The sequence below is a fragment of the Streptomyces beihaiensis genome (assembly GCF_026274175.1).
Lineage (GTDB): Bacteria > Actinomycetota > Actinomycetes > Streptomycetales > Streptomycetaceae > Streptomyces > Streptomyces beihaiensis.
The window spans coordinates 40,294-52,594 of the sequence record NZ_JAPHNL010000248.1; the positions used below are offsets into that span (position 1 = coordinate 40,294).

At 71.0% G+C, this 12,301-nt stretch carries 9 protein-coding genes; 6 read left to right on the plus strand and 3 right to left on the minus strand.

Annotated elements, in window-relative coordinates; all coding sequences use genetic code 11:
- Window positions 1-202 precede the first annotated feature (202 nt).
- Window positions 203-1,396: an elongation factor Tu gene (tuf, locus tag OFY01_RS19420; RefSeq protein ID WP_266601606.1), complete on the plus strand. Its 1,194-nt coding sequence runs from the start codon at window positions 203-205 to the stop codon at window positions 1,394-1,396.
- Window positions 1,397-1,950: 554 nt separating this feature from the next.
- Here the strand turns inward: tuf and OFY01_RS19425 are convergent.
- A complete protein-coding gene (locus OFY01_RS19425; protein ID WP_266601608.1) occupies window positions 1,951-2,229 on the minus strand; it encodes a hypothetical protein in 279 nt (92 codons plus the stop codon).
- Window positions 2,230-2,522: 293 nt separating this feature from the next.
- Here OFY01_RS19425 and OFY01_RS19430 point away from each other — a divergent pair, with 293 nt between their 5' ends.
- Entirely contained in the window at window positions 2,523-3,851 is a 1,329-nt protein-coding gene (locus OFY01_RS19430) for a hypothetical protein (protein WP_266601609.1), read from the plus strand.
- A gap of 129 nt (window positions 3,852-3,980) precedes the next feature.
- Complete coding sequence (locus OFY01_RS19435; RefSeq protein ID WP_266601610.1) at window positions 3,981-5,654, plus strand: PucR family transcriptional regulator; 1,674 nt, start codon at window positions 3,981-3,983, stop codon at window positions 5,652-5,654.
- A 61-nt stretch (window positions 5,655-5,715) separates the two neighbouring features.
- Here the strand turns inward: OFY01_RS19435 and OFY01_RS19440 are convergent, their stop codons facing one another.
- Both OFY01_RS19440 and OFY01_RS19445 read right to left on the minus strand, forming a co-directional pair.
- Entirely contained in the window at window positions 5,716-7,284 is a 1,569-nt protein-coding gene (locus OFY01_RS19440; protein ID WP_266601611.1) for an alanine/glycine:cation symporter family protein, read from the minus strand.
- A 343-nt stretch (window positions 7,285-7,627) separates the two neighbouring features.
- Window positions 7,628-9,658, minus strand: a complete 2,031-nt coding sequence (locus OFY01_RS19445) for a PIG-L family deacetylase (protein ID WP_266601612.1) — start codon at window positions 9,656-9,658, stop codon at window positions 7,628-7,630.
- A 634-nt stretch (window positions 9,659-10,292) separates the two neighbouring features.
- On the opposite strand from OFY01_RS19445, the gene OFY01_RS19450 reads away from it, so the two are divergent.
- From OFY01_RS19450 to OFY01_RS19460, 3 genes are all read left to right on the plus strand, one after another.
- Entirely contained in the window at window positions 10,293-10,748 is a 456-nt protein-coding gene (locus OFY01_RS19450) for a hypothetical protein (RefSeq protein ID WP_266601613.1), read from the plus strand.
- Between the two features lie 31 nt (window positions 10,749-10,779).
- Entirely contained in the window at window positions 10,780-11,667 is an 888-nt protein-coding gene (locus OFY01_RS19455) for a hypothetical protein (protein ID WP_266601615.1), read from the plus strand.
- 8 nt (window positions 11,668-11,675) lie between these two features.
- Window positions 11,676-12,301, plus strand: a 626-nt coding sequence (locus OFY01_RS19460; protein WP_266601617.1) for a peptidoglycan-binding domain-containing protein, incomplete at its 3' end; no start/stop codon positions are given.

Genomic DNA, 12,301 nt, shown 5'->3' on the forward strand with positions numbered 1-12,301 from the left:
CCCCGTCCGCCGGGATTTCCCCGCGGAAGCCTCGGCGGGCGGGCTCTCAGCTTTCCTCGTGAAAGCCTTCCGGCCGGACCCGGCATCCCTGGTCCTTTCCGGCCGGGGGTCCGGGGGTTGTCCCCCCGGGGAAAGCAGTCCAGCAAAGATCACCTGGCGCCGATGAGTAAGGCGTACCAGAACCACTCCACAGGAGGACCCAGTGGCGAAGGCGAAGTTCGAGCGGACTAAGCCCCACGTCAACATCGGCACCATCGGTCACATCGACCACGGTAAGACGACCCTCACGGCCGCCATTACCAAGGTGCTGCACGACGCGTACCCGGACCTGAACGAGGCCTCGGCCTTCGACATGATCGACAAGGCGCCCGAGGAGCGCCAGCGCGGTATCACCATCTCCATCGCGCACGTCGAGTACCAGACCGAGACGCGTCACTACGCCCACGTCGACTGCCCCGGTCACGCGGACTACATCAAGAACATGATCACGGGTGCCGCGCAGATGGACGGCGCCATCCTCGTGGTCGCCGCCACCGACGGCCCGATGCCGCAGACCAAGGAGCACGTGCTCCTGGCCCGCCAGGTCGGCGTTCCGTACATCGTCGTCGCCCTGAACAAGGCCGACATGGTGGACGACGAGGAGATCCTGGAGCTCGTCGAGCTCGAGGTCCGTGAGCTCCTCTCCGAGTACGAGTTCCCGGGCGACGACGTTCCGGTCGTCAAGGTCTCGGCGCTCAAGGCGCTCGAGGGCGACAAGGAGTGGGGCCAGTCGGTCCTGGACCTGATGGCCGCCGTCGACACCGCGATCCCGGAGCCGGAGCGCGACGTCGACAAGCCGTTCCTGATGCCGATCGAGGACGTCTTCACCATCACCGGTCGCGGTACGGTCGTCACCGGCCGTATCGAGCGTGGTGTCCTCAAGGTCAACGAGACCGTCGACATCATCGGCATCAAGCCGGAGAAGACCTCCACCACGGTCACCGGCATCGAGATGTTCCGCAAGCTGCTCGACGAGGGCCAGGCCGGTGAGAACGTCGGTCTGCTGCTCCGCGGCATCAAGCGCGAGGACGTCGAGCGCGGCCAGGTCATCATCAAGCCGGGCTCGGTCACCCCGCACACCGAGTTCGAGGCCCATGCCTACATCCTGTCCAAGGACGAGGGTGGCCGCCACACGCCGTTCTTCAACAACTACCGTCCGCAGTTCTACTTCCGTACGACGGACGTGACGGGCGTTGTGACCCTCCCCGAGGGCACCGAGATGGTCATGCCCGGTGACAACACCGAGATGACCGTCGAGCTGATCCAGCCGGTCGCCATGGAAGAGGGCCTGAAGTTCGCCATCCGTGAGGGTGGCCGGACCGTCGGCGCCGGCCAGGTCACCAAGATCAACAAGTAAGCTTCGCGCTTGCTTGCTGGGCTTGATGCCTGGTGTCTCGTAGCCCGTAGGGGCTGGGAGCTCTGAGAGGGCCCGCACGACTTCGGTCGTGCGGGCCTTTTCGTATGGCACGACGCGGTGGAGCCCACTCGGGGCAGCAGGGTGAACCCGGGTGCGTGCGTGGGGCGGACCGTGCCGAAACGCTTTTGGTCCACCGCGTCTCGGCACGCACCGGTCCCGAGGCGGCGCTCTGCCAGATGCGCCACTTCGGCGATCCCGAGGGTGGGCACGATGAGCGGGGCTGTCGCCCGAGGCGGCGGAGTGGAACGGGCGGCGTGGCCTGGGCGCGGTCCGTTTCGTACGCACCGTGACCGGCGCGGCGTGGTCACCCTTCGTGGCGTACGCCCGAAGCCGTGACTCGGCGGCACTGCAGACGCTCTAGTCGCCGGTCAGATCGGCGATCTAGTCGCCAGTCAGATCGGCGATCTGCTCGGCGAGCGTCATGCGCTGGACCACTGCCGCGTTCGCGCGTTCCTCGGCACGCCTGAGCCGCTTCTCCGCGGCAGGCGTCATCGTCACGCGGCGCCGCCGAGGAGGAACGTGCCACCAGTGACGATGATCTCGGCGATGACCAGGTACCGATCGTGGGTGCCGTAGCGGATCTGGAGCTCCTGGGAGACGAACGCCCGCCGGGCGCCCTGCCCCTCGTCGACCGTTCCACGCGCCTGTGGGTCGCGGGCGAGCATGCCCAGAGCGCGGTCTATGACCGAAGCCTGGTCGTCGGTGAGGGCCCGGTACTCCTCGCGGGCCTGCACGGACAGGATCGTCTCGAGGAGAGGCGCGGTGGTCGTCATGCCGCCGATTCTCTCAGACCGCGCGCCGACGCCGGGCGGCCTGGTGGCCGCCTCCGTCACCTACCCGGTGTCGGCCCCGTACCAGGAAGATCACGGATCAGGCCGTGCCGTACCGACTCGGGCGGCCCCCGCGACACAATGCCCCGACGTGTTGTGCAGGTGTCCGGGGGGCCGGGTTGCCGCGCCCGTTCGTACGGAGAGTTCGCCTGCGGGGCCGCGAAGTGTGAGGCCGTGAGGCTCGTGGTGCGGTCGGCCGGTGGTGGGTCGCCCGTTCCGTTGACGAGAGGCGAGCCTTGAGTACCGTTCCACCTCCCGAGCGGCCCGACGAGCGGCCGGAGGGCGAGTCCTCGGCCCCTGAGACCTCCGGGGCCCCCGGGGTTCCCGAGGTCCCCGACATCTCGGGGATCTCCGACGAGCAGTGGGAGGCGTTTCAGCGGGACGCCATGGAGGAGGGCGGCAGGGGCGCCCCCAAGGAGCCCTCCGCGCGAGCCCGGCTGGTCGCCCGTCGGCTGCGCGAGCAGGACGAGGCGGCGGCGTCCGAAGCGGCGCGGAAGCCACACCGGCGGTGGGGACGCAAGCCGAAGCTGAAGGCCGTTCCCGACGGCACCCCGCCGGGGTGGCGCACCGGACCGGCCTGGCAGGAGATGAACGGGAAGGCCGGCCGGCGCCGGAACGTGCGCTCCGCCGCCCTCGTGCTGCTCGCCGTGGCCGTCGCCGTCGTGGCGGTGCGGCCCTCGCTGGTGACGGACCGGCTGCCCGGCCATGACACGGCAGCGGCGGCGGACACCGCCGACGGCCCCACGTCCAGCCCGTCGCCGCTGCCCGCCGAGACGGCGCTGCCCTCCAGCGCGCCCGGCACCGCGGACCAGGCGGCATCGGAGCCGACGCGCGCGCACCCGTTCCTGGGCTCGCCCGCCGCGCGGTGGGCCGACGGCGCCGACGCCATCCAGCTCCCCGCCGCGAAGGCGGTGGGCGGGATGACCGAGCGGGACGTGGCGCGCGCCCTGCGTCTGACCAAGGAGTTCCTGGTCGACACCAACCTGAACCCGGCCGTGCTGCGCGGCGGCACGCCCACCAAGGCCATGGCCCTGCTCGACCCGAAGCAGCCGCACTCGCTGAGCAGGCTCCGCCGTTCGCTGCGTTCCCCGAGCCGTGCTCACGATCCGACCGAGCTGGTCAGCCGCTTCGACCCGGCCCAGGTGGCCCTCGCGGGCAAGGTGATCAAGGTGCGCGGTCACATGACCTTCTCCGCCGGACGGGCCGAGGTGCTCGTGCACGCCGACTACAGCTTCGTCTACCCCCTGGTGCGGGCCGGCAGCGGCACGGACGCGTCCGATCACGTGGAGCGGACGACCGTCCGCCGGGAGGAGACCTTCTCTCTGGCGGACCCGCGCAAGTGGGACGTCACCCGGGGCACGCTGTTGCTCCAGACGTACGACAGCGACGCCTACAACAGCGAGTGCGAGATCTACGACGGCTACTACCACCCCGCCTTCCCCGGCCAGCCCAGCGGCGCACCGGCCACCGGCCCGGCCAGTGACCCGTACGACCGGAGCAAGACCCTGGAGGAGGAGCAGAAGAAGGAGGGGCCCGGCGTGTGCGGGACGGTCACCCGCACCTGACGGGAGCCGTGGCCTTCCGGCCGCGGGACGGATTCTGTAGGTTTGTGACATACGGCGTTCGTGCCGTATGTCATGGATTGCGACCGCGGTCCGCACACAGGAGCCGCGAGGCGGGTTCGGGTGCTCAGCGTGGACGAGACGGCGCCCGCCGGTGCGGGCATGCGACAGCTGCTGCTCGCGCTCGGCGAGCCGGTCATCGACCTGGTCGCCGCGCCCGGCGGGCTCGACGCCGAGATCAGCGGCGTGGCGATCCTGGACGCCGACGAGGAAGCGGAGACGTACCACGCGGACCTGGTGCTCGTCATCGGCGCGCGCGGCCGCCGGGCGCTGCGCCTGGCCCGCGCCGCGGCGCACCGGGGCGCGGCGGCCGTGGCGGTCAAGGTCGACCCGCAGGCCCCGGACGAGGACCGGCAGGCCCTGAAGGACCTCGCCGACGACACGGGCGTGGTCGTCCTCGGCGTTCGCCCCGACCGGCCCTGGACCGGGATCGACGCCCACGTCAGAGAAGTGCTCGCGGACGCCCGCTGGGCCGGTCCCGGCCCGGAGGCCGGGCAGCCCGCCGATCTGTTCGCGCTCGCGGAGACCGTCGCCGCGCTCACCGGCGGCATCGTCACCATCGAGGACAGCGCCAACCGCGTCCTGGCCTACTCCCGCTCCGACGACGAGGTCGACGAGCTGCGCCGCCGTTCGATCCTCGGCAGGGAGGGGCCCGCCCCCTTCCTCGCGCTGCTGCGCCAGTGGGGTGTGTACGAGCAGCTGCGCGCCGGGAACCAGGTGGTGCACGTCGACGCGAACCCGCAGCGCGGCATCCGGCGCCGCCTGGCCATCGGCATCCGTATCGACGAGCAGTTGCTCGGCTCCATCTGGGTGCAGGAAGGCCGGGAGAAGCTGGCCGACACCGCCGAGAGCGCGCTGATCGGCGCCGCCCGCACCGCGGCCCTGCTGCTCGTGCGGCACCGTACGGGCGGGCCCGTGGACCTGGAGGAGGCGCTGCTCACCCGGATGCTGGAGGGCCATGTCGACCCGCGCACCTTCGCCGCCCGCATCGGTGCCGACCTGACGAAACCGGCGGTGGTCGTCGCGTTCGCGCTGCGGGACACCGCCGGCGGCGGGGAGGCCGGACGGCCCGCCTTCGAACTGCGCAGGGCGGAGCTGACGCACCTGGTCTCCGTGCACGCCGCCGCGTTCCGGCGCCGCGCGCTGGTGGCGGGCACCGGCTCCCGCGTGTACATGCTGCTGCCGGGGCTGCCGGAACAGTCGGGTGCGGGTGCGGGTGCGGGTGCGGGTGCGGCGGCCGTGACGGGTCTGGCGCAGGAGATCGTACGCACGGCCGGGCAGCGGCTGCGGCTGGAGGCGTGCGCGGCCGTCGGCTCGGTGGCCGAGGGTCTCGACACGATCGCCGAGTCCAAGAGCGAGGCCGACCGGGTGCTCGACATCATCGCCGCCCGCGGGGAGCGGAGTGTCGCCACCATCGACGACGTCCGGTCCGAGGTGCTCGTCGGTGACGTCCTCGCCCTGCTCGCGCGGCACCCGAAGCTGCGCGACCCGCGGATCACGGCGCTGCTCGCCCACGACGAGGAGCACGACTCCGGGCTCGTACCGTCCGTGCTCGCCTACTTCGCCGCGCAGTGCAACACGCGGGCGGCCGCGCGGCTCCTGCACGTACACACCAACACCCTGCGCTACCGGCTGAAGCGTGCGGAGACCGTGGGCGGGATCGATCTCACCGACGCGCGCCAGTGCCTGTTCGCACATCTCCAACTACTGCTGGAAACAAGGGCGTTGCCCGTGCCGCGCGGGTAGCGGCACGGGCAACGCCCTGCGAGAGGGGCCGCACCGCGCAGTGCGGAGTGCGGACCGCGGACTACAGGGCTTCCTCGGTGGTGGCGGGCACCGGGACGCGCGGTTCTTCGGCGCCCTCCCCCTTCGGCGCGACGTCGCCGGAGGCCAGCGCCGCCTTGAAGCGGGCGAGCTCCTGCTTGACGTACGGGGCGAGCAGGTAGAGGCCGATGATGTTGACGAGCGCCAGGAGGAACAGCACCGCGTCGGTGAAGTCGAGCACGCTGCCGAAGGTGAGCACCGCGCCGATCACGATGAACAGGCAGAAGATCACCTGGTAGACGCGCTCGCTGGTCCTGGTCTTGCCGAACAGGTGGATCCACGCCTTCTGGCCGTAGTACGACCAGGTGATCATGGTCGAGACGGCGAAGAGGAGGACGGCGACGGTGAGCACCTTCGGGAACCAGGGCAGCACGGTCTCGAAGGCCGAGGAGGTGACGGTGACGCCGTCGGCCTTGGTGCCGTTCGCCGCGTACTGGGCCTTGGCGTGGTTCCAGAAGCCGCTGTCGGCGATGACGATGGTCAGGGCGGTCATGGTGCACACGACGACCGTGTCGATGAACGGGCCGATCAGCGCGACCAGCCCCTCGGTCACCGGGTAGCGGGTCTTCACCGCGGAGTGCGCGATCGGCGCCGAGCCGAGGCCCGCCTCGTTGGAGAAGGCGGCGCGGGTGAAGCCGACGATCAGCGCGCCGACGACACCGCCGACCACGCCCTGGCCGGTGAACGCCTCGTGGAAGATCGAACCGAACGCGGCGGGCACCGAGGCGAGGTTGGCGAAGATGACGATCAGGCAGGCGCCGACGTAGAGGACGGCCATGCCCGGCACCAGGCGGCTGGCGACCTTGCCGATCGACCTGATGCCTCCGATGATCACCGCGCCGACGACGAGAGCCAGGACGACGCCCATGATCAGGGCGGAACCGCTGCCGCCGAGCGCGCCGTCGGCGCCGCCGGTCACATTGCGGATCTGGGTGACGGTCTGGTTGGCCTGGAACATGTTGCCGCCGCCGATGCCGAACAACAGGACCATGACGGCCGCGAGCCCGGCGAGCACCTTGCCGAGGAGAGCGCCGCCCCGGCCGGGCAGCCGCTCGGCGAGGCCCTTGCTCAGGTACTTCATCGGCCCGCCGGAGAACGACCCGTCCGCGTGCTGGTCGCGGTAGCGCACACCGAGCGTGCACTCCACGAACTTCGACGCCATGCCGAGCAGCCCGCACAGCACCATCCAGAACGTGGCACCGGCCCCGCCGATGGTGATGGCGACGCCGACACCCGCGATGTTGCCCAGGCCGACCGTGCCGGACAGCGCGGAGGACAGCGCCTGGAAGTGGGTGATCTCGCCCGGGTCGTCGTCACGGCTGTAGCGGCCCCGCAGCAGGTTCAACGACAGCTTGATGCTGCGGAACTGGATGAAGCCGAAGTAGAGAGTGAAGACCGCGCCGGCCACGACCAGCCAGGCCACGATCCAGGGAAAGGTGATTCCGAAGACGGTGACGTCGGCGAAGACGAAATCGCCGAGGCCCTTCGCGAGCGGGTCGAAGAGAGAGTTGATCTTGTCCTCGATGGTGCCGAGGACGCCGTCCTGAGCCATGCTGATCCTTTCCGCCGGACCACCGGACCGCGCGGTCTTCGGCCGCGCGGCGGTGCCGACCGGGCCCGGAGGGGGGAGGGGGACGTCGCTTCCGGGGGCCCGTGTCCGAAACCCGAACGTGTCGGGTTTCGGTAAAGGTAGGGCGCTCCGGCAGGCCCGGTTGCGGTAAAGGCGGACAAAGAACACGCCCCGGCCCCGTCAAAGTGACCTACGCACCTGACACCCGCACACGGACGGTGTGCGGGCGGGTACGGAGACGGGTGGCGGCCCGGAGCTCGGGGCTGGGTGACCCGGGCTCGGGCTGGGCGGCCCGAGGGTCAGCGGGAGGCGGCGCGGGCGCTTCTCATGCCTTGGCCCGCCCGCCGCGCCACAGCCACGGCCGGGCGTCGGGCGACAGGCCCGCGGCGACCGGGCCGTCCGCCGTCACCAGCAGCGACGGCAGGTCCGGGTCGGACGGGACTCCGGACAGGAGGGTGATGTGCCCGCCTTCCAGGAGCTGGACCCGGCCGTGCGTGTCGCGGCCCAACAGGTACGGGCCCGCGGCGGCCACCGGCCCGTAGCCCGGGAAGGTGACGCTCTTGCCGCCGGTGGCCACGAGCCGGTCGGAGGCCGGCGGACGGTAGTAGAGGCGGCCGTCCGCGACGGCCACGGCCCCGGCCGGGGTGGGCAGGCCGGTCGGCGGGGTCGGGCCCTGCGGCGTCCAGTGGTGGACCGTGTCGCGGCCGGGGGCGTACACGTGCACCTGCCCGTCGCCGCCGACCACCGCCGTCAGGCCGTCCTGCACCGGACCGCCGCCGAGGTCGCGCCACGGGGACCAGGCGCCGGAGGAGCGGTCGCGCACGCGCGTGCTGATGCCCTTGCCCGCGTTGCGTACGAAGAGGTGGACACGGCCGTCGGGGGCGGTGACGGCGACCGGGACGCCGATGCGGCGGCCGCGGTCCTGGCCGGACTCCGGATTGCCCAGGCCCTGCCAGGCGCCGTACCGGCCGGGGGAGCGCTGTTCCAGGACCACGATCTCGCGCAGGTCGGGCCCGCCCCTGCCCTCGACCGAGGAGAGGCGCAGGCCGAAGACCAGGTGGCGGCCGTCGGGGAGGCCGGCCTGGCCGAGAATCGGGGCGAGCGGGCCGCCGCCCAGGTCGACCGGGTCGGCGAAGCCGCCGTTGTCACCCTTTTCCTCGTACCGGACGGCGCGCAGGCCCAGGACCCCGTACGCGGTGACACGGCCGTCGTGACCGGTGGCGAGCGCGAGGCGGGGGCCGGGGTAGCGGTGGTGGGTGGCGCGGACCCAGCCCTTGCGGCTGCGGAGCGGGCGTCCGCCGCCGACGTTGTAGTCGCCGCAGCCCGCCGGGTTGCCGCACTGCCAGTCGGGGGCGGCGCCGTAGGGGACGAGGTGGGCGGCCTTCTGGTCGAGCACCAGCGGCGGGAGGTTCTTGGGCCAGTGGTGGTTGTAGTAGCCGCGGAAGGCGGTGGCCACGAAGGGCGGCGGCCCGCCCTTGGCCCGGTCCGCCCAGCGGATCAGCGCGGCCCAGGTGAAGCAGCCGACAGCGGTGTGGTCGCGGTGGTCGGAGTAGCCGCGCTGCTCGCTGTCGCGGATCCGCGTGCGGTGGTCGCTGTGCTGGATGTCGGGGTCCGGGTCCATGGTGTGCACGAGCGTGGGCCGGTACCGCTCGAAGAGCTCCACGAGCACCTCGACCAGGGAGTCGTAGGTGTACGTCTGGACGGTACGCAACGGCGATCCCTCGGGCACGACCGTGCGCAGGACGACCCCGGCGTGGCCCCACAGGGTCGGGGTGCCCACATGACGTGCCGGGGTGCCGTGCATGGCGACGTCGAGGTGTATCAACTCGACGCGGCGGCCCTGGTGTTCGAGCGTGTTGATCTCGGCTCGCTGCCCGTTGCGGAACCGGATGACCCCCTGCTCCCAGGGCGTGAAGAGGGGCAGCCCGACCTGGAGGGCGTAGGACTGGCGCAGGCCCTGGTGGCGGGCGGCGGAGTAGGCGGCCTTGTCGGGGGCGGGGTGGCGGTCGGTCGGCGTCTTGTTCATGCCGTTGGACTCGCCCGCGGTGACGTAGACGCAGACCACGGGCGTGCCGGCGTCGAGCGCGAGCTGGGTGTCCGGGTTCATGAAGTACAGGTCGTCGTCCGGGTGGGCGAGAACCTGCAGCAGCAGCGCACGGCCGGAGCGGGCGGCGGGCAGACCGGTGGCGGGGGAGGGCAGGGCGGTGCGCGTCGGCGCGGGGGCGGTGCGGGAGCAGGCGCTGAGGGTGCCTGCGGCGGTGAGCGCGGCCGCTGTGGCGGCTCCCGAGCGCAGCAGGGTGCGGCGGGAGGGGCGGGGGCCGGCCTCGGCCGGGGCAGGGACAGGTCTGATCGGCACGGTGACGCCTCTTTTCAGGTGTTGATCACCTGGGAAGAGGGTCGCCAGGGGTTATGGGTTCCATACGCGTACATGTCTTGTTCACCTGGCCGGGCGGGCGTCCGGAGGCGTGTCACATGTCACATCGCGATGGTGGTGACGGAGGGTGATACCGCAAAGAGGTACCAATCCAGGCTTTATGGCTGAAAACCTGAGGTGATCAGACATGGCGGCCGCGTCCTGACGCTGTCCGCGGGTGGCTGTGCGGGGCCTTGGTGTTGCCTGTGCGGAATTGAGTGGTTAAAGTCCCGCCCGTCTTCACTTTTCGGGGCCCTGACCCTCCCCGAGGCTGGAGACTCTGTGTCGATACAGAATTCCCGGGGGGACTCATCATGTCTGTGTCTGTGTGCCGCGCCTGTCTTCATGGCTGCGACGACGGCTGACCTTGCCGTGCGTTGATCTCATCGCGTTCTGATCTCGGACGCGCTCTTTCCTCACCACGTTCTCATCCATCGGGCTTTTCCCTGCCCGTTTCCATGCCTGTCCCCGTGCCCTGGGCGCCCATGTCCTTCGGCATGGCGTTTCGGTATGGAATTTCGGCATGTGTTCTTCGCGTGCTCGTTCGGCATGCCCGCCATCTCATCAGGAGTTCGATATGCGTCATCTCAAGAAGGCCGCGACGGCCGCCGCCCTGACCGCGGCGATCGGCGTCTGCATGGCGGCAACCCCGGCCTCGGCCGCCAGCGGCGACTACAACAACTACTGGTTCGGCTGCAACTACGACTCGTCCAACACGTTCAAGTTCCGGATCTTCTACAACTCCGACCTGGCGGGCGACTACCGAAACATCGGTTACGCCGTCTACGACTTCGACGCCGTCGAGGACGGTACGAGCCGCAGCCCGCTCAAGTACTGCGGATTCCGCAGCAGCGGCAAGGGCCAGCACGTGAAGAACAACGCGGCATCGGCCCGCAACACCCATTCCACGTACACCGGCGTGCTCTATTACAACAGCGGCTACAAGGGTGCCGCCGACTACGTCTGGGGCAACGTGAACAAGCTCGACGCGACGTACAACAACAACGCGTCTTTCAAGTGGGTGAACCTTTAGCCACGCCGAGCACGGAAAGCCCGAAGCTCTCATGTACGTACGTTATTCAGGAACGCTCGTCGCTGCCGTCGCGGTCATGTGTCTGCTCACCGGCTGCTCGTCCTCGGCGACGTCCCCGGGAGCGGAGCCCGCTCCGGCCGACTCCGCCGACCCACAGGACTGGGTCCTGCCGCTTCAGTCCTACATGCCGACGGAGCAGGAGCAGGGACAGCTCGCGCAGGCGAAGAAGATCCTGGTCGGCGACTGCATGAAGGGCTTCGGGTTCACGTGGACGCCCGCGCCCGACCTGCCGAAGGTCGGCCCGAAGACGCTGACCGACTGGCGGTACGGCATCCACGACATGGCCCTGGCCAAGGAGCGCGGCTACAAGCCCGACGCCAAGGAACAGGCGGCCTACGACGCCGCGATGAGGAAGGGCGCCGTGGACGGCGCCGCGCCGAACGGGCCGCAGGCCCGCGTCCTCGACGGCCGGGCCGCGCACATCGACGGGAAGAAGGTTCCCGAGGGCGGCTGCGTCGGCGAGGCGAACCGGAAGATCGACGCGACCGCGGTCCAGGCACGTACCGCGCTCGGCCTGGCCAACGCCGCCTTCGTGAAATCCAAGCAGGACCCCGCGGTCGTCACGGCGTTCGCCAAGTGGTCGTCGTGCATGAAGCACAGCGGCTACGACTACAAGGAACCGCTGGACGCGAGCGACGACCCCAGGTTCGGCGGCCCGCAGGTCAGTCCGGAAGAGATCGCCACAGCCACCGCCGACATCCGCTGCCGGCGGAAGACCCATGTCGCGTGGATCTGGTACCAGGCCGAATCGGCGCTCCAGAAGAAGGCCATCGACGACCACGCCGAGGAGCTCACGGCCGAGCGGCACAAGATCGACGCCGCCGTGCGCAACGCCTCGAAGATCGTCTCGGGCGGGTGAGGCGTCGCATGCGTGAGGAGCGGACGCCGAACAGACGCGCGGGCGGCGGCGGGGGCGGGCTCGCCCGTCGGCGCCGCGCGCTGATCGCCGTGGTCGTCGGCTCGCTGGCGTTCACCGGTGTGGGGGCCGCCGCCGCGACGTTCATCAAGTCACCGGCCCAGGCCGCCGCCGACACCCGCCCGCCACCGCCGAGCGTCCTGACCGCATCCGTCCAGGAGAAGGTCCTCGCCGAGACGGTCATCGCGCGCGGCCAGGTCGCCGCGTCGCAGCAGGTGCGGGTGGACGGCGCGGGGACCGGCGGCAAGGACGTGGGCCGCTCCGTGGTCACGAAGGTGGCCGTCAAGGACGGACAGCGGCTGCGCATGGGCCAGCTGCTGCTCGAGGTCTCCGGCCGCCCGGTCTTCGTCCTCAAGGGCGACATCCCCGCCTACCGCGACCTGGGCCCCGGCAGCACGGGCGACGACGTGGCCCAGTTGCAGCGGGCCCTCGCCGGGCTCGGGTACGCGGTCGGCGGCGACCGCTCCGGCACGTTCGGCGCGGGCACGCAGGCCGCGGTCGCGCGGTTCTACCGGGCGCACGGGGTGGCGCCGGTGGCGGAGCCGCCCGCCGACCCGGTCGCCGACCGGGCCGGCGG